Consider the following 24,343-nt stretch of genomic DNA (forward strand, 5'->3'; position numbering starts at 1 on the left):
TTTCCTGAGGTCTTGGTCATGGCAAAGGACAAAAAGAAAGCCGCTAAGGGTTATCCCGCAAAAAGCCTGAAGCTGAAGAACAGCGATTACCTTGAGCAACTGCGCCTGCTGCATGTCGAGTTGGTCAAATTGCAGGAATGGGTAAAGGCCAAGGGCATCAAGATCTGCATTGTCTTCGAGGGGCGCGACGGCGCGGGCAAGGGCGGGACCATCAAGGCACTGACCGAGCGTGTGAGCCCGCGGGTGTTTCGCGTGGTGGCGCTGCCAGCACCGACTGATCGGGAAAAAAGCCAGATGTATGTCCAGCGCTACCTGCCGCACCTGCCTGCGGCCGGCGAGGTGGTGATCTTCGATCGCAGTTGGTACAACCGTGCGGGCGTGGAGCGGGTGATGGGGTTCTGCACTAAGGAGCAGGTTGACGGGTTTCTGAAAACGGTGCCCAACGTGGAGCGGGCGATTGTCGATTCAGGCATTATTTTGCTTAAGTATTGGCTGGAAGTCAGTCCTGAGGAACAGACCCGTCGGCTGGAAGAGCGTATCAAGGATGGGCGCAAAATCTGGAAGCTCACCCCCATGGATCTCAAATCCTACAGCCGCTGGTATGACTACTCGCGGGCGCGTGACGACATGTTCCAGGCGACCGATACCGAGCACGCCCCCTGGTTGGTCGCCAACTCCAACGACAAGCGCCGCGCGCGCCTGAACATCATTTCTGATTTGCTCAGCCGTGTTCCCTATGAGGACGTCGCACGCGAGAAGGTGGTGTTACCCAAGCGGCAGAAGCCTGGCGGCTATCGCGAACCGGATTATCCGCTGCGGCGAATTCCTGAAAAATTCTGAGGGGCACCTGCCGCGGCGCTATGCCGGACACTAAAGGCCTTAGACCCATGAGCCAATCGGATACTTCGCCGCCCACCCCGGAACCCGGTCGGATTGCACCTCGCGATAGCGGCGACGGCAACGGCTGGAGCCGTTGGCTCCCCGGGCTTGTTACGCTGCGCAAGTACCAGATGGCCTGGTTGCGCCACGACATCATGGCCGGCCTGGTGCTCACCACCATGCTGGTGCCCGTCGGCATCGCCTACGCCGTGGCGTCAGGCGTGCCCGGCATCTATGGCCTGTACGCGACCATCGTTCCGCTCATCGCTTATGCACTGTTCGGCCCCAGCCGGATCCTGGTGCTGGGGCCGGATTCCTCGCTGGCGGCCGTGATCCTTGCGGTCGTCGTGCCACTGTCGGGCGGCGACCCTCATCGCGCCGTTGCCCTGGCGAGCATGATGGCGATCGTGTCGGGCGCCGTGTGCATCCTGGCCGGCATCGCGCGCCTGGGGTTCATTACCGAGCTGTTGTCCAAGCCGATCCGCTACGGCTATATGAACGGGATCGCCGTGACGGTATTGATCAGTCAATTGCCGAAACTTTTCGGCTTTTCGATCGAGTCAGACGGTCCGTTCCGAAACCTGTGGGCCATCGCCAGCGGGATAATGGATGGCAAGACCAACTGGACCACCTTCATGGTAGGAGCCGCCACCCTGGCGGTAATCCTGCTGCTCAAAGGACACAAGCGGATCCCGGGCATCCTCATCGCCGTGGCAGGCGCGACCATCGCCGTGGGTGTGCTGGGCCTGGCCAAGGGCGCAGGTGTGGCGGTCCTCGGTGCGCTTCCCCAAGGTTTACCAGCGTTCGCGATCCCCTGGATCACCCGCGACGACCTGGTCCCGGTGATTATCGGCGGTTGCGCCGTCGCCCTCGTCTCGTTTGCCGACACCAGTGTGCTCTCGCGGGTCTACGCGGCGCGAACCCGTACCTATGTGAACCCGAACCAGGAGATGGCGGGACTCGGTTTTGCCAATCTGGCAGCAGGGTTTTTCCAGGGTTTTCCCATCAGCAGCAGTTCTTCACGCACGCCCGTGGCCGAAGCCGCCGGCGCCAAGACCCAGTTGACCGGCGTGGTCGGCGCACTGGCGGTGGCCGTGCTGTTGATGGTGGCGCCGAACCTGCTGGAAAACCTGCCCAACAGCGCACTGGCAGCCGTGGTGATCGCCTCGGCCATCGGCTTGATCGAAGTCGCCGACCTGCGACGCATTTATCGTATCCAGCGCTGGGAGTTCTGGCTGTCGATCGCCTGCACCATTGGCGTCGCCGTGTTCGGGGCGATCGAGGGTATCGCCCTGGCTATCGTGATCGCCGTTATCGAGTTCCTGTGGGATGGCTGGCGGCCGTACTCCGCAGTGCTGGGGCAAGCCGAGGGGGTCAAGGGCTACCACGACATCCAGCGTTATCCGAACGCGCACCTGATCCCCGGCCTGGTCCTGTTTCGATGGGATGCGCCATTGTTTTTCGCCAACGCCGAACTGTTCAACGAACGCGTGCTGAACGCCGTGGCGGCCTCGCCCACGCCGGTGCGCTGGTTGGTCGTGGCGGCGGAGCCGGTCACCAGTGTCGACGTGACCTCGGCCGACATGTTGGCAGAGCTCGACGACACCCTGCACGCGGCGGGCATCAAGTTGTGCGTGGCAGAGATGAAGGACCCGGTCAAGGACAAACTCAAGCGCTTCGGGCTTTTCGCAAGGTTTGGCGAATCGGCGTTTTTCCCCACGGTAGGGGATGCAGTCGACAACTATCTCATGATGCACCCCGAGCAATAGCTGGCGGGCTGGAAAGGCAGGTGACGGGCGCCGTGCTTGTCGCCCGGCGCTGTAAACGCCGGACGTATGTCGACCTTCAGCCCAGATCAGCCCAGATCAGCAGCCTGATGCCGTTCAGGCACCTGGCTCGCCTCATCCCCCCACGTCCGGTTGACGCGCTGGCCGCGGATGACCGCCGGTCGATTGGCGATTTCTTGCGCCCATCTTTGCACGTGGGTGTATTGGTGGGCCGATAGAAATTCGGCAGCCGAATACACGTTGTTGCGCACCAACTGGCCGTACCAGGGCCAGACCGCGATGTCGGCGATGGTGTAGCGGTCACCGGCCAGGTAGGGGCTTTGCGCAAGTCGACGGTCGAGGACATCCAGCTGCCGCTTGGTCTCCATCGTGAAGCGGTTGATCGGGTATTCGAGCTTCTCCGGCGCGTAGGCGTAGAAGTGCCCGAAGCCGCCGCCCAGATAGGGTGCCGAACCCATTTGCCAGAACAGCCAGTTCAGGGTTTCGGTGCGTCCCGCGAGATCGGTGGGCAGGAAGGCGCCGAACTTTTCCGCCAGGTAGAGCAGGATCGAACCGGATTCGAACACGCGCAGCGGCGGCTCGACGCTGCGATCCAGCAGCGCCGGGATCTTCGAGTTCGGGTTGATCTCGACAAAGCCACTGGAAAACTGTTCGCCCTCGCTGATGCGGATCAGCCAGGCGTCGTATTCGGCGCCGGTATGCCCAAGCGCCAATAGCTCTTCGAGCATGATCGTCACTTTTACGCCATTGGGCGTCGCCAGCGAATACAGTTGCAACGGATGCTTGCCTGTCGGCAGTGTCTTGTCATGGGTGGCGCCTGCAACAGGGCGGTTGATATTGGCAAACTCGCCGCCAGAGGGCGCATTGTTTTTCCAGACCTTGGGCGGAACATAAGACGTTTTGCTCACGTGATGGACCCCATCGTTCGTTGTGATGACTTTGACCTGGGGTAAAACAGTATGTCGCCGGAGCGCGTCGAGCAACTGCTGTCGATTTCGCAGAGGTCCATTCGACCAGGATTCAGGGAATGCATCTGGTTCGATGTTCCCTGGCAGGAACTTTCACGAAGGCGAATCAGGAGAAGAGCATGCGCAAGCTTATCGTTGCCGCTTTCATCAGCCTCGATGGCGTCATTCAAGCACCCGGCGGGCCTGATGAAGACACCAGCGGCGAATTTCGCTTCGGTGGCTGGATAGTGCCTTATTCGGACGAGGCTTCTGGCCAGGCTGTACGGGATCTGTTCTCACAACCATTCGAGTTGCTGCTGGGGCGTCGTACCTACGACATATTTGCGGCGTACTGGCCGCGGATAAACGCCGAGGCGCACAACTACATCGCCGACCTGTTCAACGCCGTGCCCAAGCATGTGGCCACCCATCATCCCGATACGCTCGATTGGCACAACAGTCATGCGTTGCAGGGCAACCTTGCCGACGCAGTTTGCGCGCTCAAGCAACAGGACGGTGCCCAGCTGTTGACGCAGGGCAGCGCCGACCTGGTGCGCCAACTGCTGACAGCAGGGTTGGTGGACGAGCTTCGGCTGATGACTTTTCCGGTTGTCCTCGGGTCAGGCAAGCGCCTGTTCGATGACAATGCACAATCCGCGGCCTTCACGCTTGAACACTCGAAAAGTACACCTCGCGGCGTGTTGATCAGCCGCTACGTGCGCAGCGGCGAGGTGCGCACGGGATCTTTTGAAGAGGTAAAACGGCAGTGAGCGCAAAGTGCTCCCGGCGACGGCTCGTTGAAGGAGAAGGTCTGATCAGAACAATTCCCGGGTGTAGGTGATGTACACCCGGTTCTCATCGATATCCCGTTGATTAGGGACGGTGCTGCGCAGTGTTGCGTTACGCAGTGACAGGCTCAAGCCTTTAAGCGCCGGCGCCTGGAAGGCGTAGTTGAAATGAATATCCCGCTCCCACTCGTGTTGATCGCCTGTAGCAGTCTTGACGTTATCCCCTCGTTGATAGGTTATCAGGGTGGTAAGGCCGGGGATGGCGACACTTGCGAAATTGAATCCGTACTGCGCGACCCAGGTATCTTCACCGGCACGCTGGAAACGGGCACCGGTTTGTCTGTCCGTGATCAGATACGTCGCTGAACCATCACCCTGGTTGACGAAAGGAAAGTCACTGGAGCCACTGAGCGTCTGGTAGCCGAGGCCCAGGGAGTGAGGCCCCGCTGAGTAGGTGAACATGCCTGCGAGCGCGCGATTGTCGACTTTGCCGTTATTGTTGTAGCCGGTACTACGGTATCCCTCCTGCCGTCCTGCCTGGCTGCCATTGCGGCCATCCGGGCTGCTGTCGAAGAAACGAAGATCGCTCTTGAGAGTTCCGACGGGTAAAGCGAGGTTATGCACCATCCCCAGGAAATGCTGTTGGTAAAAATCTTCGAGGCCACCGTAATAGTACTGGAGTAATAAATCTGGACTGAACGTGTAGTCGATACCTGTGAAGTAGAACTTGTTACTGCGCTTTCCGGAGGCGCCACCTGCACCGGAAATGGCCAGGTTTTCGTTGTTGGACGAGGTGCGGCTTTTTACCTTTTCCACTTTGCCAGCGGTGAGGGTAATGTTCTCAAAGTCTTGTGACGTGACCTGTATGCCTTCAAAGGTTTCGGGTAACAGACGACCGTCGTTGAAAACCAGCACTGGCATTCTTGGGCGCAGTGTGCCGAGCTTAGCCTCCGTCCTGGCGACGCGTATTTTGGCTGTCAGACCGAGGCTGCTGAAGTCATCTACGGCACGGCCATCACTGTCGGTGGGGAATACGAACCCGGCCTGGTTCGTACTATTGGGGTTGTAGTGTGTGCCTTTGCCGGAATCCAGGCGTATGCCGAGCATGCCCAGGGCATCCAGACCAAATCCAATCGGCCCCTCGGTGAAGCCGGACGCATAGTTCAGAATAAAACCCTGGCCCCACTCTTCTTGTTTCGAGGGCGCAGCCGTACCGCTGCGATAATCCTGATTGAAGTAGTAGTTGCGCAATTCAAGTGTAGCTTTGGAGTCTTCAACAAATCCTGCGGACGCAGCCAGCGGAAATAAGCAAGACAATAAGAAAAGACCCATAAAACCAATTGGGTGTCTATTCGTGGGACGTGCGGGAGTATGTTTGGTATTCATCTTCTTGGCGCCATATCGTTGTTTTTATTGAGACGTATGGTTGAGTTGCAGGCAAAACACGGAGTGCTGTTCTTGTTGAAGGCGGCAGAACATATCGATGCTTTTTTTGTAATAACAGCTGAATGCAGTCGGTTGCTACGCGAAGTCTTTTCGTTATCTCCAATGCTCATGTTATGGGTAAGTTGAAATTAAGCCCGGCACGTTGAGGGCAGTATCCAGTTTCTGCAGAGGGTTATCCTGTTTCTACGAATTTGCGCTGCATTCGATCGGGGCAAGCAGCAAAGCGTGTATAAGGCATCTCGCTGCCCGGAGGGCGTCGTCCGGTGCATGCCGCCGTTGGGCGGATGGTGCGCTTGGGGATCGCAATGATCCTTGACGCCATCGGGAGGGTGGTGGAACTTCATCGATACGGTGTCTTGAGTGACGCCGTGTAGTCGCAACATCGGTGTATCTGGCCGACGATTAGAGTACTGAGTGATGGAACAGTTACTGTCAAACCAACAAAGTGCAGTGTTCAACCTGGCTGACCCTTATGAGGTTTCAGGTTATGTGAATGAACATTTGGGCGCCCACCGCATTCATCTCTCTCGATCACAGGCGCTCGTATCGAGCCTGCTGCACCGTAAGTTCGCCAACCTTGATTTGTGTCGCATCAGCTATGGCTCCGATGTTCGGGTAACGTCGCCTGCGCTGGAAAGCTTTTACCATTTGCAGATCCTGTTACGCGGGCATTGTCTGTGGCGCAACCACAAGCAGGAGCACTACTTGAGCGCCGGAGAAATGTTGATCATCAACCCTGATGATCGCGTCGATCTGACCGGTTCGGCTGATTGCGAAAAATTCATCCTCAAGATTCCTTTGACGGTAATGGAGTCGATTTGCCGCGATCAGCGCTGGCTGACGCCGGGTGAGGGGCTGCGGTTTGTCGAATCCTGCTATCGAATGAACGAGCTCAACGGCTTCTTCGATCTGTTGCGCATGATTTGCACGGAGGCGGAAGCGTCCGAGCAGATGCCCCGGATCCAGGACAACTACATGCAGATTGTCGCGACAAAGCTGCTGGTGCATTTGCGCACGAATCTGACTCGCCCGGAGTGGAATTCATCCATAACCACGTTTGAACAGATTGCCGACTACATTAAGCAAAATCTAAAGGAAGACTTCAGCAGTGAAGAACTGGCCCGCAAGGCGCACATGAGTCCCCGATCACTGTATGGCCTGTTTGAGCGCACAGTGGGGCTTACACCTAATCGTTACATCCGACAGAAGAGGCTGGAGCGAATCCATGCGTGCCTCAGCGACGCGACGTGTGGCTATCGCAACGTCACCGAACTTGCGATGGATTACGGCTTCCTGCACTTGGGCCGGTTTTCCGAGATTTATCGCAAACAGTTTGGCGAGTTGCCGACTGACACCCTCAAGCGTCGCCAGTAGCCAGGCTCACTGGCGCCACCGCTGTATCGCTGCATCGGTTACGCGTTGTATTCATCTCGAAAGACGTCTGTAAAAAACGGATAACGGACTGCGAGCAGTGGATAGGGACTGCATGCGCCCAGCCCTAGGATTGTATTGCCAGGGAAAAAAACAGGGTGACTGTTCAATCCCTTACTACAACAAAAAGAGTTGAGTGCCATGCGGAAAATTGACATCAATGAGGTCATCGACCAAGCGCAATTCAATACCTTTCATTGGCGCGTGCTGTTCTGGTGTGCGTTGATCATTATCTTCGACGGCTACGATCTGGTGATATACGGTGTCGTCCTTCCGGCGTTGATGAGCGACTGGGGGCTGACCCCGTTGCAAGCAGGAGCGCTGGGTAGCTATGCACTGTTCGGAGCCATGCTAGGGGCTATCATCTTTGGCTCGCTTTCCGATCGGGTTGGGCGAAAGCTGATCATTGCCATCTGCGTGACCCTGTTCAGCGGCTTCACCTTGCTCAATGGCTTTGCACGCGATCTCACCGAGTTTGGTCTGTGCCGGTTTCTGGCCGGGCTGGGCATCGGAGGCGTCATGCCAAACGTGGTCGCGTTGATGAGTGAGTATGCGCCCAAGAAGATCCGCGGGACGCTGGTCGCAATCATGTTCAGTGGCTATTCCGTTGGGGGCATCCTTTCCTCTGGCCTGGGCATCGTTTTATTGCCTGGTTTAGGCTGGCAGTCAGTGTTCTATGTTGCCGCTGTTCCATTGGTTGTGTTGCCATTCATCCTGCGCTATCTGCCGGAGTCGGTCGGATTCATGATTCGCCAGGGCCATGAAGCGAAGGCCAGGGAGGTCTTGCATCGTATCCAGCCAGCCTTTGTGTCCTTGCCCGGTGATGCGTTTGTCGTGCCAGCTCTCAAGGCCCAGGGCGCGCCGCTCGTTCAGCTGTTTCGTGAAGGTCGGGGCATCAGCACCGTGCTGTTGTGCCTGGTGTTCTTCTGCTGTTTGCTGATGATCTATGCACTAAACTCCTGGTTACCGAAACTGATGATCAGTGCCGGTTATGGATTGGGTTCGAGCCTGAGCTTTTTGTTACTGATGAACGTCGGTGCAATATTCGGTGCCGTTGGTGGCGGCTGGATTGGCGACCGCCTGGGGCTGCGCCGGGTCTTGATCGTATTTTTCCTGCTGGCAGCCGCATCGATCAGCCTTTTGGGCTTCAACAGCCCGACTGCGATTTTGTATGCACTGATTTTCATTGCCGGTGCCACCACGATTGGCACTCAAATCCTCGCCTACTCCTGCGTGGCGCAATTCTTTCCGATGGGTATTCGCACCACAGCATTGGGCTGGATATCCGGTATCGGTCGCAGCGGGGCCATCAGTGGTCCCATCCTTGGGGGTGTCCTGGTGAACATCCAGTTGCCACTGCAATTGAACTTCATCGTATTCGCCATACCGGGCTGCCTGGCTGCACTGGCCATGTGTTTTGTGCGTCACCGAAACGTAAAACTCAAGGCGCAGGGTTCCACTCAACCGGTTTGAATCCGGCTACGCGTCGCACGTTGATTACCTCGCCGTCACCTGCCACTTCCCCAACCCTTTTTCTGACATTCATGCCATGTCGGGAGGAGTGTTGCCGGTGAGTGAGCAGATGACTGAGCCAACATTTCAATCAGACAACCTCAAAGGAGCGCCCGTTGATGACCAACCCGACGCAAGATGAAGATGTAACGCCTGCTGCCGGACTGCCGGCTCAGATCTGGCAATGGGATGCAGCTGACATGGCGGCACACATCCGCCTGGGTACAATTTCGAGCCGGGAAGCTGTCAAAAGCTGCCATGAACGCATTGATGCCGTTAATCCCCGCCTTAATGCCATCGTCTTTGCCGATCGACAACGGGCGATGCAGGCCGCTGCTGACGCTGACGGACAAGTGCGCCGAGACGAACATCTGGGGCCGCTACACGGGGTTCCCGTGACCATCAAGTTGAATGTCGACGTTGAAGGTGAAGCCACAACCAATGGCGTGCCTGCCTTCGCTGAACGCATCGCGCCGGCTGACAGTACCGTTGTCAGCAATTTGCGAAAGGCCGGGGCGATCAACGTCGGCCGCACCAATACACCGCCGTTCTCCTTTCGCTGGTTCACTGAAAATCCGTTGCACGGGCGCACACTCAACCCTTGGGATGACAGGGTGACCTCTGGAGGGTCCAGTGGTGGAGCGGGGGTGTCGGTGGCCGCAGGCATGTGCCCGTTGGCACACGGCACTGACATTGCCGGTTCCATTCGCTACCCGGCATATGTTAACGGCCTTGTCGGGTTGCGCGCCACGCCGGGGCGGATACCGGCATTTCATCCCTCGACCGGCCTGCGCCTGCTGGGACTGCAAACCATGTCAGCCCAAGGTCCGCTCGCCCGACGGATACGCGACGTGCGCCTCGGGCTCGCCGCCATGTCGAGGGCTGATCGTCGTGACCCCATGTGGGTGCCTGCGCAAATGGACTACCCCGACGATGGCGCGCCGGTGCGTGTCGCCCTGGTCGATGAAATTCCAGGAAGCTCTTTGGCGCCTGCGATCAAAATGGCATTGAGCAAGGCCGCCCGGTTACTCGAAGCCGCTGGATATATACTTGAGCCCGCCACGCCACCAGGCTTGGCCGAAGGCGTTGAAATCTGGCAATCGATTGTCATGACGGAAGCGCGAATGGGGATGTTTGCCGGTGTGAAGGCGATCGGTGATGGCGTCATTGAGCACTCAGTTGCAAACATGCTGGCGGGCGCCCCTGAGATGGATCTTGAAGGCTATGCGCTCGCCATCGCACGTCGAGATCAACTGCGTCGCCAGTGGAATGAATTCATGATCCGCTACCCCCTCATTCTCATGCCGACTTCCGCTCGCTTACCCATGATGTGGGGGGAAGACCTTGGTACGACAGAAGACATGAAGCGCGTGTTGGTGGACCAGAGTCCGCTGATCACCGTGGCGGCACTCTGTCTACCTGGTCTGAATGTACCAACAGGCGTGGTCGATGGTCTCCCGACAGGAGTTCAGTTGGTCGCCGACAGCTACCGCGAACAACGCTTGTTGGCCGCTGGAGAGGTCATTGAACGAGAAGTCCAAATGCCTAATCTGCATCATCGCTTCTGAGTAGCCACTCGCTGCCGTTCGCATCCTTTTGTTGTTTTTGGCGAGACCCTGTCGAACAGGGTTCGGGTCTCGCCTGATTAACCATGCTCCCAATGGGAACACAAGATGATGCTGCACAGATCCGTGCGCTTGAAGCCCGGATCCTTGAAGGCAAGGAAATCATCGTTGAAGGTGCCGAACGTAGTGGCGGGGCGATGTTTCAGGCCCTGATAAAATTCGTCGATCATCTTGTGAGCGAAGTCGGGATCCCGAGGATAGGCGGCGGTCACGACGTCACGTTGTTCCTGGGTGAACTGTTCAAAGCCGCGTCCTGCCACATCCATCCCCGCACCAGCCTGCAGCAGGGCAATCTCAGCATGCATGTGTTCTGGAATGCCCGGTGTCGTATGGAGCGCGATGGCATTCCAGACCTTTTCCAAATCTGTCTCGGCGATGCCATGGCCGCGCAGGAAGTCTCGCGCGGCATTGGCACCATCCACTTCGAAGCGAAGCTGGCTTTCCCGGTACTTTGAAGTCAGGCCAATATCATGGAACATCGATGCTGCGTAGAGCAGTTCCGGGTCATAGACCAGACCCTTGCGTTTGCCTGTCAGGGCTCCCCAGAAGTACACACGTGTGGAATGGGAAAACAGCAATTGGCTTTCAGTGTCACGAATGAGTTGAGTCACCTCGCGTGCCAATTGGCTGTCTGGGATATTCACGTCAAAAATATCGATCAGTGCCATGGTGTTCCATCTCCCCAATGAAATCAGCGGCATTACCAGGCCTCAATCCGGTTTCTTTTTCAGCCGGTAAGCCAGTGCCGGTCGCGTCATTCCGAGCAGGCGCGCCGCTTCCGAAACGTTCTGCCCGGCGCGCTCCATGGCTCCTTGCAGGAGTTGCTCTTCCATGGCTTCAAGGCTCACGCCAAGATCGAGCAGGCGGCCCACCCACTCATCGGGGGGCGCCAGCTTCTGGCTGATCAAAGCACCTTCGCTCGACAGGCCAATACTATAGGCCTCGTCGGACTGGTGCGGGAATAGTGCCTCAACGGAAATGCTCTGATTGCTGTCCGTGATGATCACACCGCGCTCGATGAGATTTTGCAGTTCGCGGATATTGCCTGGCCAGTCATAACGCAAGCAGGCCTCGCTGGCGCGATCGGACAGGCCGAGGGTTTTTTTCTGGTAGCTCTGATGCAGTTTCTCAAGGAAGTGCTCAATCAACAGCGGGATGTCTTCGCGACGCTCGCGCAACGCGGGCACCCGCACCGGGTAGACGTTCAATCGGTAGTAAAGGTCGGCACGAAAACGTCCTTCCTTCACCGCCTGCGCGAGATCCTCATGCGTTGCGCCGATGACGCGCACATCGACAGTGCGCGTCTGGTTATCGCCCACCCGTTCCAGCTCGCCCTCTTGCAAAACCCGTAGCAGGCTGGCTTGGGCACGAGGCGTCAGTTCGATGATTTCATCAAGAAACAAGGTGCCGCCATGGGCGCGCTCGAAGCGACCCATACGCGCTTGTTGAGCGCCGGTGTAAGCGCCTTTTTCGACGCCAAACAGCTCCGCTTCAATCAGGTCTGGCGAAATGGCCGCGCAATTGAGGGCTATGAAAGGGCCTCCAGCGCGCTCGCTGCGCAGATGCAGACTGCGAGCGATGACTTCCTTGCCGACACCGGTTTCACCCAACAGCAAGACCGAAGCCTTGCCTGGGGCGACTTTGTCGATCAGGTCGCAGGTCTTGCGGTAGATCGCAGACCGGCCGATGCCGTAAAACTGGCCTGCACCCAGTTGCAGGCGCTGGTTCATGTTCTCGACTTGTATCTGCAGGGTGTGCAATTCATCGATGATTGAATCACTCTGGAAGTAGCGCATGAACGTGTCGGCATCCTCCCATTCCTCGGCGGGCTTGCCGATAATCCGACACATCGTGTCCCCGCATCCCCGGCAGCTGACCTCCTTGTAAATGATCTGCCGGCCGATGAAGAACGACGAATAGCTGATTGCATAGCCCAGGAGCATCCAGCAAATCGGCTGATCGGAATGCAGTTGTTCACTCTGATGGTTTTCCACCTCGAAAGAGTCTATCCACTCGATGTCGGCATAAAAGGTTCCGGCCTCGATATCGATGTCCATCTTCAACGGATGCACCTTGACCATGCCCTTGAGCGAGTGCAGTTGCGGTCCGATCAGGAACATATCGATGTCACTGGCATTGGGTCGCAGCTTTCGGGCCAGCTGCGCATCCTTGAGCCCGGACTGGTAGCCCAGGCGAAGGAAAAAGCCCTTTGCACGTTCTGCGCCGATCATCTCGATCAGCTCCCGACGAAACGACGCCATCGCCGAAACCTGCATCAGCATCATGCGTTGCTCATCGAGCCAGATTTTTCCTTCGCTGCCGAGGAAATGCACGCGGTCGGTCAGGTCCTTGAGCTGTGCGGAATGCTCGGAGGCCCGGTATTTCATACTCATGAAAACAACACCCCTATGTCTTTTTGTTTGTGGGGATAACAGGGCTCCCTGCACCCAGGCTGGGGCGTGACCGAGGGACCGTGTCAGGTACTGTGTTGAAATTTCCTATATAGAACGTCCCGAATTTCACTTGAAAGTCAAATGGATATTAAGCAGCTGAGCATGGGGTTTGAGGTTCTACCTCACAAGCCATCCGGGTGACTCCAGTCTTCGCATCGCTGATTCCTCATTTGCTCGAACCCTCTGCCCGGGATTGATCAAATCATCAATACGTCAAGGCCGGTACAGCCCGGTGAGTGCCACGCCCGCAACGATAAACGCTTCAGGCTCTAACGTAACCAACTGTTTTTATTGGGGTTAAAAGTTATTCCAGATGCCAGCTGCAGCGCTGGCACTCATGTTGCTCTGTATCCCTGCATGACAACAAGGGAGATCCCGAGCATGAACCCACCTGGCAGCACCTTCGATCAAATGCCGCGCTACGTCCGTGTACGCAGTGAGCCAGACGCTGCCTTTGTCGAGTTCGATTTCGCCATCGGCTTTCCCGACCTGTATGTCGAGCTTGTCATGCCGCATCAGGCATTCAGGCAATTTTGTGAAACCCACCACGTCCAGCACATGGACGCGCAGATGTCCCAGGCCCTCGACGCCGATGCGCACAAGTGGCGCTACGGCGAAACCCGTGGCGCCGCAGGTGACCAGGCCCCCCAACAATAATTACAGGAGTCCACACCATGAGTGTCGAGATCAAGACGACGACCGTCGAGACGATCCGCAACACCTTCAGCCACACCCGTCGCCGCTTTGGCGACAAGGTAGCGAGCCGATATCAGGAAGCGAGTTTCGACCTGGAGTCGGCGACCAATTTTCATTACCGGCCGTTGTGGCAACCGGACAAACTGCTCAATGATGCCACCCGCACTGCGGTGGTGATGGCTGACTGGTATGCCGTCAGCGATCCTCGCCAGTACTACTACGGCGCCTACGTCCAGGCCCGTGCCAAGATGCAGGAAAATGCCGAGCATGATTACGCGTTCTGCGAAAAGCGCGACATGCTTGCCGGGCTGTCCGCGCCCAATGTGCAGTTGATCAGCAGGCTGTTGTTGCCGCTTCGGCACGCCGAGATGGGCGCCAACATGAACAACAGCAGCATCGCCGCCGACGGGTTCGGCACGAGCGTCACGCAAATGCACATGTTCCAGGCCATGGATCGCCTGGGCATCGCCCAGTACCTCTCGCGGATCGGCCTGATGCTCGATGACGGCGACGTGTTGCTGCTGGCCGAGGCCAAGCAACAGTGGCTCGGCGACCCGGCATGGCAAGGGCTTCGCCGCTACGTCGAAGACACCCTGGTGGTTCGCGACTGGTTCGAATTGACCCTGGCGCAAAACCTGGTCAGCGATGGCCTGGTGTACCCGCTGCTGTTCCACAAGCTCGACGAGCAACTCTCGGCCAATGGTGCCGGCCAGGTCGGCATGCTCACCGAGTTCATGCGCCTGTGGTTCGCCGAAAGCCAACGTTGGGTCGACGGGCTGCTCAAGACCGTGATCAACGAAAGCGCTGCCAACAAGGATCTGGTGCAAAGCTGGGTCGATCATTGGAGTGCCCGTTGCGTGGAGGCACTCGAGCCCTTGGCGGCCCTGACTCTCGATACGTCCGCGCTGGATACCGTGTGCACCGAGTTCAGCGCACGCCTGAAGAAAATCGGCCTGACAGGAGCGCGTCCATGACTTCCCTCGTCTACATCAACCTGCAGGACACCGACTACGCGCGCTCGATTGTCGACGCGATCGTCCAGGACAACCCCCATGCCGAGATTCAGCACCAGCCGTCGATGATCCGCATCGAGGCCAGGGGCCGCCTGGATATCCATCGCGAGACAGTCGAGCAACTGACCGGCAGCCCCTGGGACATCCAGGAAATGCTCATGTACGTCATCACCCTCGGCGGCAACGTCGTGGAAGAGGACGACAGCTTCTCCCTCCACTGGAACAACTGACCGCCGGTTTCAAGCCGGGGGTTGATCCATTACAAGAATACGGGAGCGCCATCATGGCCGTGAAAAAACGCCTTAATGCCAAAGAAAAATACCGCTGCATGACCCGTGACCTCGACTGGGAACCCAGCTACCAGACCCACGAGGACATCTACCCGCACGAACGTTTCGAAGGCATCAAGATCACCGATTGGGACAAGTGGGAAGATCCGTTCCGCCTGACCATGGATACCTACTGGAAATACCAGGCCGAGAAAGAGAAAAAACTCTACGCGATCTTCGACGCCTTCTCGCAAAACAATGGGCATACCACCCTGTCGGACGCCCGCTATGTCAACGCGCTGAAGTTGTTCCTGTCCGCTGTGACACCGCTGGAATATCAGGCCTATCAAGGATTCGCCCGGGTTGGCCGACAGTTCAGCGGTGCCGGTGCACGAATTGCCTGCCAGATGCAGGCCATCGACGAACTGCGCCATGTGCAGACCCAGATTCACGCAATGAGTCACTACAACAAGCACTTCAACGGTTTGCATGATTTCGCCCATATGCATGACCGCGTGTGGTTCCTCTCGGTGCCCAAGTCGTTCTTCGAGGACGCGCGGACCGCGGGGCCGTTCGAGTTCCTCACGGCCATCTCGTTTTCGTTCGAGTACGTGCTGACCAATCTGCTGTTCGTTCCTTTCATGTCCGGCGCCGCGTTCAACGGCGACATGGCCACCGTGACCTTCGGCTTCTCCGCACAATCGGATGAGGCCCGCCACATGACCCTGGGCCTTGAGGTCATCAAGTTTTTGCTCGAGCAACACGAAGACAATGTGCCGATCATTCAGCGCTGGATCGACAAGTGGTTCTGGCGTGGTTACCGCTTGCTGACCCTGGTCGGGATGATGATGGACTACATGCTGCCCAACAAGGTGATGTCCTGGTCCGAAGCCTGGGGTGTGTATTTCGAAGAGGCGGGCGGGGCATTGTTCAAGGACCTGGAGCGCTACGGCATTCGCCCGCCCAAGCATGTCGAAGAAGCCAATATCGCCAAGGATCACGTCAGCCACCAGGCCTGGTCGATCTTCTACCAGTACAGCCAGGCGACCAACTTCCATACCTGGATGCCGACCGACGAAGAACTGGACTGGCTCTCGTCCAAGTACCCGGACACCTTCGACAAGATCTACCGCCCACGGTTTGAGCACTGGCGCGCGCTCCAGGAGAAGGGCGAGCGTTTCTACAACCCGACCCTGCCGATGTTGTGCCAGATCTGCCAGATCCCGCTGTCGTTTGGCGAGCCGGATGACCAGACCACACTCAGTCATCGCAGCGCCGAGCACGAAGGCGAGCGTTATCACTTCTGTTCCCAGGGCTGCTGCGACATTTTCCAGTACGAGCCGACCAAGTACATCCAGGCCTGGCTACCGGTGCATCAGATTCTGCAAGGCAACTGCGGTGGCGCGGATGTCGAGTCGGTGGTGCGCGACTACTACAACATCAACCCCGGCCAGGACAACTTGGAATACCTGGGCTCCACCGAGCATCGGCGCTGGCAGGACTGGCACCCCAATGATCGTCACAGCGCGCCGGCCAATCCCGTCGACCCGGATCTGCTCAAGACCGGCTGACGCCCTGCGCCGAAGCGGGCCTGCTGGTCCGCTTCAAACCCACCTGACAGGAAGGACAAAATCATGCCCGTGACCTCCATCGGAGCCTATGAGGCCCAACCCCTGGATCGCCAGGAAAACTTCCACGGCCTGCAACTGGTGTACCTGTGCTGGGAGAAACACCTGATGTTTTGCGCCCCGTTCACTTTCCCGCTGCCACCGGCAATGCCATTCGCGGACTTCATCGAGCAAGTGGTCAAGCCCTCGATTTCCCAGCACCCGGATGCCAGTCGCGTGGATTTCAGCCAGGCGCTATGGCGCCTGAACGATCAACCGTTCAAACCCGACAATGCGGCAAGCCTGATCGATAACGGCATCGACCATAAAAGCCTGCTGCACCTCGCTACTCCGGGCTTGAACGGCATTGCCGGCACCTTCAACTGAGGACACGGTGATGAGCTACCAAGTAACCATCGAGCCTACGGGCGAAACAATCGAAGTGGAGGAGGGCCAGACCATCCTCCAGGCAGCGTTGCGCCAGGGCGTCTGGCTGCCCTTCGCCTGCGGACATGGCACCTGCGCCACCTGCAAAATCCAGGTCCTTGAAGGCGAAGCGGATCTGGGAGCGGCGTCTTCCTTTGCACTGATGGATATCGAGCGTGACGAAGGCAAGGTCCTGGCGTGTTGCGCCATTCCGCAAAGCGACATGGTGATCGAAGCGGATATCGACGCCGACCCGGATTTTCTCGGGCACCCGGTCGAGGACTTCCGCGCAGTGGTCAGTGCGCTGGTGGACTTGTCGCCGACCATCAAGGGCGTGCACCTCAAGCTCGATCGACCCATGGCCTTCCAGGCCGGGCAGTACATCAACCTGCAATTGCCCGGCATCGAAGGCACTCGTGCGTTTTCGCTGGCCAACCCGCCAAGTCGCGCCGATGAAGTGGAACTGCACGTGCGCCGGGTCGAGGGCGGGCGGGTCACCGGCAGGATTCACGATGAACTGAAGGTCGGAGACAGGGTGGAATTGTCCGGGCCGTACGGGCAGTTTTTCGTGCGCACCTCGCAAAGCGGAGACTTGATATTCATCGCGGGCGGCTCGGGATTATCCAGCCCTCAATCGATGATTCTCGATCTGCTGGAGGCAGGGGATACGCGCCAGATCGTGCTGTTCCAGGGGGCGCGCAATCGCGCGGAGCTCTACAACCAGGAACTGTTCGAGGCATTGCAGCGCGACTACGCCAATTTCACCTACGTACCCGCGCTCAGCCAGGCAGAGGACGATGTCGATTGGACGGGGTTCAAAGGCTACGTGCATGACGCCGCGAAGGAGCATTTCGAGGGCCGCTTCAGTACGCGTAAAGCCTACCTGTGCGGGCCACTGGTGATGATCGATTCGGCCATTACTTGCCTGATGCAAGGGCGGCTGTTCGAGCGCGACATCTTCATGGAGCGCTTCTACAGCGCCGCCGATGGCGCCAGCGAAAGCACTCGCTCAGCGTTGTTCAAACGCATCTGAGTTTACCCGCAACACACAACGCCGGACGCTGCTGACCTCCCGAAGGTCGGCAGGGTTTCGGCTGACTATAAAAACAACAAAAGGGTCATCAACCTATGAAAGCCGTACCGCGTAACAAGCGTGGCAATTGCCTGTGCCGTGCCGCAGTGAGCCTGCTGGCGGTGGTCAGTGGCGGGGCGCTGGCCACCGAAAACGGTGGATCTTCCTACCCGATGGGGGCGGAAAACTACATGTCCGGTGCCATGCCACCGCCGGGCTTGTATTCGCAGTTCTATGTCGGCCACTACGAAGCCGACTCGCTACGCGACAATCGGGGTGACAAAGTGCCTGTGGACTTCCGCGTGCGGGCCAACTCCATTGCGCCACGACTGATCTGGGTCACCGAGCAGCAGGTGCTCGGTGGCAACCTGGCTTTCCACGCCATCGTGCCGTTGGTAGACCTCAAGGTTGAGCTCAATGGCCAGTCCCAAAGCAAACAGGGATTGGGCGACATCATCTTCGGGCCGGCGCTCGGCTTTCATCACAGTGAGAAGCTACACAGTATTGTCGCCGTGGATTTCATCGCGCCGTCCGGTGAATACGACCGCGGCGACCTGGCCAACCTCGGGCGCAATTACTGGGTGGTCGAACCCGTGGTGGCGGTGTCTTACGTCGACCCCAATGGCCTGAACGTCGACGCGAAAATCATGTATGACTTCAACCGCCGCAACCCCGCGACCGACTACCGTTCCGGCTCGGAACTGCATGCCGATTACGCAGTGGGTTGGGGCCTGGGGAATGGCTGGGTGGTGGGCGTGGGCGGTTACATCGTTCAACAGACCACCGATGACCGACAAGACGGTGAACGGGTCAAGGACAACAAAGGCAGGGCGATAGCGATTGGCCCGTCGGTGAAATATACGAGCGATAAAGGCTGGTTTCTGACCGCCAAGTGGGAGCAGGAAACCCAGGTTCGCAACCGCGCGGAAGGTAATGCCTACTGGATGAAATTGACCGTCCCCTTTTGATCGGTGTCCATCGCGGCTCCTAGCGAATACCGCTCACCGCCATGGACTCTGGCGCCCACTGCGCCGTCGATAGCGGCTCAATGTAGCGGATGCCGCCATGGGGGCCGACCACGCCATTGATGTTGTAGGTGCCACGCGACAGGTCGTACGTCATGAACGGGGTGGCATCGGGGACCTGCTGGTCATAGCTCTGGCTGAAGAAGGCGAAGGAGCCCCGATACAGCTGGCCATCGGTGTCGTACTGATCGGAGGCCACCGCGGCCCAGGTATCTTCATCCAGGTAAAAGCGGCGCTTCTGGTAGATGTGCTTGGCACCGGGCTTGAGATTGCCCTCGACGACGTAGACCCGGTGTTTTTCCCAGCGCACGTAATCCGGGGCAATGAAGTTGGGGGTGGTCAGCGATTTGGCTTCGCGGGCGTAGGTGAGTTTGTAAGTGTTGTACGGCACGATCATTTCCCGTTTGCCGACCAGCGTCCAGTCATAGAGCTCCAACGCACGGGCGGTGCCGGGATTGGGCGTGTCGTAGGCCAGGATCGAAATCTGCTTGACCCGGCGCTGGGCCGGCATGTACTGCCAGGCGCGGCCAGGAAACTCCGTGGCATTGGTGGCGTTCTTGAGCATGATCGACTCGCCGGCTCGGCGCGCAGGCCCTGTGTAGGACAGTTTCAACTGATAATAAATGTCCGAGCTGCTGAACGGCTTCGACATGTTCTCGTAGATCGGGAAGGACACGTACGCCTCGCCGGTGACCGCCAGGCTCGGCACGCCCGCCGTGTCGACGGTCCAGGAGTCGTACTTGGAATGGATGTTGACGCCCTGGTAGCGCAACAGGAAATTCCACATCGCTTCGGCGCCGGACTGCGGGATCGGGAACGGCACGCCGGGCATCACATTGTCGATGGCGGTTCCGCCCTCGAGGGACCTGGCGTTGGTGGCATTCTTGCGACTGTTGTCGAGCACCGCCTGTGGCAACGATGCAGTGCGGTGGGTCGGATACACATCGACTCGAAAGCCAGGGTAGCGCTTGGCCAACGCGACAGTGGTGGCGGTCAGCATGCTTGTGTACGCATCGACGTTCTTGCCGTTGATTACCAGCAGCGGTTTTTCGTGGGCAAAGGGGTCCGGGCGCATGCTGTCGCCGGCCTTGAAACTGGAGGGGGCCGTGGTCAGGCCACCGCTGTAGGGTGGAATGGAACCGTCGGCATTGCCGGCTTGCTCGGCACCCACTCCCGTCAGGCTGGTGCCCAGCCGGGCGGCTTCCTGGCTCGATACATAGGCGTGGGCATCGATGACCAGCCCCATGAGGGGGATGGCGGCCAGAAGACTTTTCACCAATTTCATCTTGTTATTCTCCTGCCAGGCGGACCAGGCAACTCATGACTCAGAGGCCACGGTCACATCCGTCGGCGCAATTGCCAGAGTTTGTACCTCCATTAGAAGACCTGCGATTGAGGGGTGCTTCGCATTTGACGACAGCTACTTGGCTATTGATGACAGGGGCACAGCTTCGGCGAGGATGTGGAATGTGTTGGCCAGTGATCCGTCCGGGACCCACTCCACGAACGCAGGCATTGCGCAGTGGGGAAACCGGCAGGACGCCGGTTTAGCCGCGCTGGGCCATGGATGGCCCATCGCGGCGACCCACGGAGCAATGCCGGAGAGAGGGCATGCCGAGCCCCAGCGAGGCACCAAGTGGTGGGGCAAAGCCTTTTGCTTCCTTTTTGGCGTTTGAAAAAGGGAGTCGCTGTAAAAGCGAAACCATAAGTGGCCGTAACCGCAGCAATGGATATGTACGCAGGCAACCAATTTCACACAGGGCTTCCTGTGACGCTTCGCATCACCGTTGCGCAAGGCTCAATTAAGGCGTCGTCAGCGGAACGCGGAGCGTCCCTGGCGGCATTCCTTTGCTGCGCGTGGGAACGATCAATCGCCAGCAGGCTGGCTCCTACAGGGGATCCAGGTGCACCCGTCAAAGTCAGGTCGGCTTTAAGGCCGCCTCGCTTTGCTTTTGATCGCAGGCGACCCACGGAGCAATGCCTTCGTTCTGGTAGTGGGGTGAAGCGAAACCCTAAGCCGCCGCTACCGCAGCAATGGACCTGTACGCCAACAACAAGCGCCCGTGCCGATGTGCAACATACCCGCCCGTCACCCAGTTGAAAGCCCGAAGTGCATGACCGGCACTATCCCGAAGCCACGTTGTCAGTTGTTGGCGCCTACAGCGACGAGATTCGTCTCTGATGGCGGCACGTCAGGCTGCATTTAGTGTTTCGCCCCTTGGGCTCACGCTCGCGATGGATTGCGTCCCGGACCGACTCATTCTTTTACGAGCGACATTCTATTGGGTTCTCTTCTCGATCCACGGCACGACATCGATGCCGCTTTATTAAGCTACCGCCGGGTGTTCTGGTCGTTGGCGCTGTTCAGTGGTGTGATCAACCTGCTGGTGCTGGTGCCGTCGCTCTACATGATGCAGGTGTACGACCGGGTACTCACCAGTCGCAACGAAACCACGTTGTTCATGCTCACCTTCATCGCCCTGGGCCTGTTGATGTTCAGCGCCCTGATCGAGTGGGTTCGCGGTGTGGTGATGATTCGCATGGGCGCGGGGCTTGACGATGCCTTGGGTGAGCGGATTTTCGACGCGGCCTTCGCCCGCAGTCTTCGCGAACACAACGCCAACCCGGCGCAGGTGCTCATCGATTTGGCGACGCTACGGCAATTGATCACCGGCCAGGGCCTGATTGCGTTGCTCGATGCGCCCTGGTTGCCGATTTTTGTGCTGGTAGCGTTCATTATCCACCCCTGGTTCGGCGTGCTGACGGTGGTGCTGGCCCTGGTGCTGATCGGTCTGGCCCTGTGGGGCGAATTGGCGACTCGAACGCCTCTGGGCGAAGCCAATCGGCTCGGCGTGCAGTCCTCGATTTACCTGAACAGCTCCTTCCAGAATGCCGAAGTCATCCAGGCCCTGGGCATGCTCGGGCCATTGCGCCAGCGCTGGAGCCTGCTGCAGCAGCGCATCGTTGCCGCCCAGGCCCATGCCAGCGACCGAAGCGCGCGGATCACTTCGCTGACACGTTTCGTGCGCATCTCCGGACAGTCGCTGGCCCTGGGCCTGGGCGCATTGCTGGTGCTCGAAGGCCAGTTGTCGGCGGGCATGATGATCGCCATGTCGCTGCTGTTGGGGCGCGCCTTGGCCCCAGTGGAAATCGCCATCGGCTCGTGGAAGCAATTCACCGCTGGCCGTCAGAGTTACCAGCGCCTGAGCCTGCTGCTCGCCCAACACCCGCGCGAGCGCCTGCGCATGCCTTTGCCGCCACCCACCGGCGCAGTACGTCTGGAGCAGGTGTACGTTGGCCCGCCCGGTGCCTCGCAACCGATCCTGCGCGGGATCAATTTCAGCCTGGCCAGCGGCGAAGTGCTCGCTGTCGTCGGCCCCAGCGCCAGTGGCAAATCAACGCTGGCCAGGGCGCTGGTCGGGATCTGGCCGGCGATGGGCGGATCGGTGCGCCTGGACGACGCCGAGATCAGTCAATGGTCTCACGACGCCTTGGGCCCCTACCTCGGATACCTGCCACAGGACATTGAATTGTTCGACGGCAGCGTGGCCGATAACATTGCCCGCTTCGGTGAGCAGGACGCCGACAAGATCATCGCGGCCGGACGTCATGCCGGCATTCACGAGATGATCCTGAAATTCCCCAAAGGTTACGACACGCCGCTGGGCCCCGGCGGGCTTGGCTTGTCCGGCGGACAAAAGCAGCGCCTAGGGCTGGCCCGCGCACTGTATGGGCTGCCGTCGCTGATAGTGCTCGATGAGCCGAACTCCAATCTCGATGAAGCCGGAGAGCTGGCGCTGGTCCAGGCCATTCGTGCGCTCAAGGCGGCCGGGAGCACCGTGGTACTGATAACCCATCGACCCAATGTACTGGCGGTGGTCGATCACATCCTGGTGCTCAAGGACGGCACCCAGCAAGCCTTCGGTCCACGGGATCGGGTGCTCAAGGCATTGATAGCGGCGCCAAGGCCGGCAGCGGTAAAGGAGGCTGGCGAAGATGCATGATCTGACTCCGGGCACACAGGTGTACAGCGAGCAGCGACCGATCCTGCGCGCGAACCCGGCGCCGGCGGGTGCCAATACCGACGCGGGAAGCGTGGCGCGCTATGGCGTGGGTTTCCTGGTCCTGGCGCTTGGCGGTTTCCTGCTATGGGCCTGCCTGGCGCCGCTCGACCAGGGAGTCGTGGGCAGCGGCACGGTGGTCGTGGCAGGCGAACGCAAAGCGGTCCAGTCGTTGGTGGGTGGCGTTGTGGAAAAACTGCTGGTCAGCGATGGTGACCGCGTCAGCCAGGGACAGTTGCTGGTGCAGCTGAACACGGTGCAAGCGCGGTCACAACTGGACGTGACCCGGGGCAAGTTGCTCAACGCTCGCAGCGTCGAGGCGCGGTTGATTGCCGAGCGCCTGGGCACTACCGGCATCCAATGGCCCGCCGAACTGCTGGACCACGCTGAAGAGCCCCGGGTCAAGGCCGCCATGGCCTTGCAGAGCCAGCTGTTTGAGACCCGTCGCGCAGAACTGGGCAGTCGCCTGCAAATCATCGAACACGAAGCCGCGGCCTTGCAGCAGCAATTGCTCGGCTACGAAGGCGTCAAGCGCAACTACGATACGCAGATGCGCTTCCAGCAGCAGGAGCTCGAAGGCCTGCGTGAGCTGGCTCGCGAGGGCTATGTGGCACGCAACAAGCTGTTCGAGGCCGAGCGCAATGCAGCACAGATGGCCGGGCAGATTGCTTCCGGGGTGGGCGATATCGGCCGGACACGCCAGGCGATCAATGAAAGTCGGCTCAAGGCCTTGCAGGCGCAGCAGGAATTTCGTCGCGATGCCGAAATCCAGCTCAGTGAAGTCTCGGCCGAGGCGTCAGGCTATGCCGATCAGATCCAGGCCTTTGAGTTCGAAGTCGACAACGGTGCGATCCGGGCACCGGTGTCCGGGCAGGTGATGGACGTGAGCATTCATACGGTCGGCGGCGTTGCGCAGGCCGGTCAAACCCTGATGCAGGTGGTGCCGCTGGATGCGCCGATGGCGATCACCGCGCGTTTCGAGCCGTTGATGGCCAATAAATTGCGTCCGGGGCTGCCGGTGCACGTGCATTTCACGGCGCTGCAACGGGTGGACACTCCGACGATCACCGGCACGGTGACGACGGTGTCGGCCGATCAGTTGATCGATGAACAAACCCACCAGCCGTACTTTTCCGCCAAGGTGGAAATTCCCTCAGACACCGTAGTGTCGCTACAAACCGCCGGCCTGCTGGTGCGCCCGGGCATGCTGGCCGACGTCACGGTGGTCACGGGTGAGCGCACCTTGATGAACTACCTGATGAAGCCCTTGCGCGAACGCTTGCTCGCAGCCTTCAAAGAGGAATGA

At 59.0% G+C, this 24,343-nt stretch carries 20 protein-coding genes; 15 read left to right on the forward strand and 5 right to left on the reverse strand.

Annotation, left to right across the window (positions count from 1 at the left end):
- Positions 1-18 precede the first annotated feature (18 nt).
- Both ppk2 and CGA21_RS06850 read left to right on the forward strand, forming a co-directional pair.
- Positions 19-840 (forward strand): polyphosphate kinase 2, encoded by an 822-nt coding sequence (ppk2, locus tag CGA21_RS06845; RefSeq protein WP_110754883.1) that lies wholly within the window; start codon positions 19-21, stop codon positions 838-840.
- A gap of 47 nt (positions 841-887) precedes the next feature.
- Positions 888-2,648, forward strand: coding sequence for a SulP family inorganic anion transporter (locus CGA21_RS06850; RefSeq protein WP_110754882.1), 1,761 nt, complete (start codon positions 888-890; stop codon positions 2,646-2,648).
- 86 nt (positions 2,649-2,734) lie between these two features.
- Here the strand turns inward: CGA21_RS06850 and yghU are convergent, their stop codons facing one another.
- Complete coding sequence (gene yghU / locus CGA21_RS06855; RefSeq protein ID WP_110754881.1) at positions 2,735-3,574, reverse strand: glutathione-dependent disulfide-bond oxidoreductase; 840 nt, start codon at positions 3,572-3,574, stop codon at positions 2,735-2,737.
- A 179-nt stretch (positions 3,575-3,753) separates the two neighbouring features.
- On the opposite strand from yghU, the gene CGA21_RS06860 reads away from it, so the two are divergent.
- Positions 3,754-4,383: a dihydrofolate reductase family protein gene (locus CGA21_RS06860; RefSeq protein ID WP_188263944.1), complete on the forward strand. Its 630-nt coding sequence runs from the start codon at positions 3,754-3,756 to the stop codon at positions 4,381-4,383.
- 45 nt (positions 4,384-4,428) lie between these two features.
- Here CGA21_RS06860 and CGA21_RS06865 read toward each other — a convergent pair whose 3' ends face one another.
- Positions 4,429-5,733 (reverse strand): OprD family porin, encoded by a 1,305-nt coding sequence (locus CGA21_RS06865; protein WP_188263945.1) that lies wholly within the window; start codon positions 5,731-5,733, stop codon positions 4,429-4,431.
- 528 nt (positions 5,734-6,261) lie between these two features.
- On the opposite strand from CGA21_RS06865, the gene CGA21_RS06870 reads away from it, so the two are divergent.
- From CGA21_RS06870 to CGA21_RS06880, 3 genes are all read left to right on the forward strand, one after another.
- On the forward strand, positions 6,262-7,221 hold the full coding sequence (locus CGA21_RS06870; RefSeq protein WP_317451685.1) for an AraC family transcriptional regulator: 960 nt from the start codon (positions 6,262-6,264) through the stop codon (positions 7,219-7,221).
- Positions 7,222-7,419: 198 nt separating this feature from the next.
- Positions 7,420-8,751 carry an MFS transporter gene (locus CGA21_RS06875; RefSeq protein ID WP_188263837.1) on the forward strand — a complete coding sequence of 444 codons (1,332 nt, stop codon included), beginning with the start codon at positions 7,420-7,422 and terminating at the stop codon, positions 8,749-8,751.
- Positions 8,752-8,909: 158 nt separating this feature from the next.
- Entirely contained in the window at positions 8,910-10,358 is a 1,449-nt protein-coding gene (locus tag CGA21_RS06880; protein ID WP_188263838.1) for an amidase, read from the forward strand.
- 77 nt (positions 10,359-10,435) lie between these two features.
- Here CGA21_RS06880 and CGA21_RS06885 read toward each other — a convergent pair whose 3' ends face one another.
- Both CGA21_RS06885 and CGA21_RS06890 read right to left on the reverse strand, forming a co-directional pair.
- Positions 10,436-11,083 carry an HD domain-containing protein gene (locus tag CGA21_RS06885; protein WP_188263839.1) on the reverse strand — a complete coding sequence of 216 codons (648 nt, stop codon included), beginning with the start codon at positions 11,081-11,083 and terminating at the stop codon, positions 10,436-10,438.
- Between the two features lie 42 nt (positions 11,084-11,125).
- A complete protein-coding gene (locus CGA21_RS06890) occupies positions 11,126-12,808 on the reverse strand; it encodes a sigma-54-dependent Fis family transcriptional regulator (RefSeq protein ID WP_188263840.1) in 1,683 nt (560 codons plus the stop codon).
- Positions 12,809-13,249: 441 nt separating this feature from the next.
- Here CGA21_RS06890 and CGA21_RS06895 point away from each other — a divergent pair, with 441 nt between their 5' ends.
- The 7 genes from CGA21_RS06895 (at position 13,250) to CGA21_RS06925 (ending at position 18,919) form a co-directional block, all read left to right on the forward strand.
- Positions 13,250-13,525: a phenol hydroxylase subunit gene (locus tag CGA21_RS06895; protein ID WP_110754878.1), complete on the forward strand. Its 276-nt coding sequence runs from the start codon at positions 13,250-13,252 to the stop codon at positions 13,523-13,525.
- A gap of 17 nt (positions 13,526-13,542) precedes the next feature.
- Positions 13,543-14,538 carry an aromatic/alkene monooxygenase hydroxylase subunit beta gene (locus CGA21_RS06900; protein WP_188263841.1) on the forward strand — a complete coding sequence of 332 codons (996 nt, stop codon included), beginning with the start codon at positions 13,543-13,545 and terminating at the stop codon, positions 14,536-14,538.
- The gene (locus CGA21_RS06905) at positions 14,535-14,807 is read left to right on the forward strand and encodes an MmoB/DmpM family protein (RefSeq protein ID WP_020800814.1); all 273 of its coding nucleotides are present in this window, start codon (positions 14,535-14,537) and stop codon (positions 14,805-14,807) included. Before CGA21_RS06900 ends, CGA21_RS06905 begins: the two co-directional genes overlap by 4 nt.
- Before the next feature lie 53 nt (positions 14,808-14,860).
- Positions 14,861-16,417 carry an aromatic/alkene/methane monooxygenase hydroxylase/oxygenase subunit alpha gene (locus tag CGA21_RS06910; RefSeq protein WP_110754876.1) on the forward strand — a complete coding sequence of 519 codons (1,557 nt, stop codon included), beginning with the start codon at positions 14,861-14,863 and terminating at the stop codon, positions 16,415-16,417.
- A 63-nt stretch (positions 16,418-16,480) separates the two neighbouring features.
- Positions 16,481-16,840: a phenol hydroxylase subunit P4 gene (locus tag CGA21_RS06915; protein WP_188263842.1), complete on the forward strand. Its 360-nt coding sequence runs from the start codon at positions 16,481-16,483 to the stop codon at positions 16,838-16,840.
- 10 nt (positions 16,841-16,850) lie between these two features.
- A complete protein-coding gene (locus tag CGA21_RS06920) occupies positions 16,851-17,912 on the forward strand; it encodes an NADH:ubiquinone reductase (Na(+)-transporting) subunit F (RefSeq protein WP_188263843.1) in 1,062 nt (353 codons plus the stop codon).
- A gap of 95 nt (positions 17,913-18,007) precedes the next feature.
- Positions 18,008-18,919 carry a transporter gene (locus CGA21_RS06925; RefSeq protein WP_188263844.1) on the forward strand — a complete coding sequence of 304 codons (912 nt, stop codon included), beginning with the start codon at positions 18,008-18,010 and terminating at the stop codon, positions 18,917-18,919.
- A gap of 19 nt (positions 18,920-18,938) precedes the next feature.
- Here the strand turns inward: CGA21_RS06925 and CGA21_RS06930 are convergent, their stop codons facing one another.
- Complete coding sequence (locus CGA21_RS06930; RefSeq protein ID WP_188263845.1) at positions 18,939-20,261, reverse strand: DUF1329 domain-containing protein; 1,323 nt, start codon at positions 20,259-20,261, stop codon at positions 18,939-18,941.
- A gap of 997 nt (positions 20,262-21,258) precedes the next feature.
- Here CGA21_RS06930 and CGA21_RS06935 point away from each other — a divergent pair.
- Both CGA21_RS06935 and CGA21_RS06940 read left to right on the forward strand, forming a co-directional pair.
- Positions 21,259-22,980 carry a type I secretion system permease/ATPase gene (locus tag CGA21_RS06935; protein ID WP_110754871.1) on the forward strand — a complete coding sequence of 574 codons (1,722 nt, stop codon included), beginning with the start codon at positions 21,259-21,261 and terminating at the stop codon, positions 22,978-22,980.
- Positions 22,973-24,343, forward strand: a complete 1,371-nt coding sequence (locus CGA21_RS06940; RefSeq protein ID WP_188263846.1) for an HlyD family type I secretion periplasmic adaptor subunit — start codon at positions 22,973-22,975, stop codon at positions 24,341-24,343. Before CGA21_RS06935 ends, CGA21_RS06940 begins: the two co-directional genes overlap by 8 nt.

Source organism: Pseudomonas sp. PSB11, assembly GCF_014596605.1.
Lineage (GTDB): Bacteria > Pseudomonadota > Gammaproteobacteria > Pseudomonadales > Pseudomonadaceae > Aquipseudomonas > Aquipseudomonas umsongensis.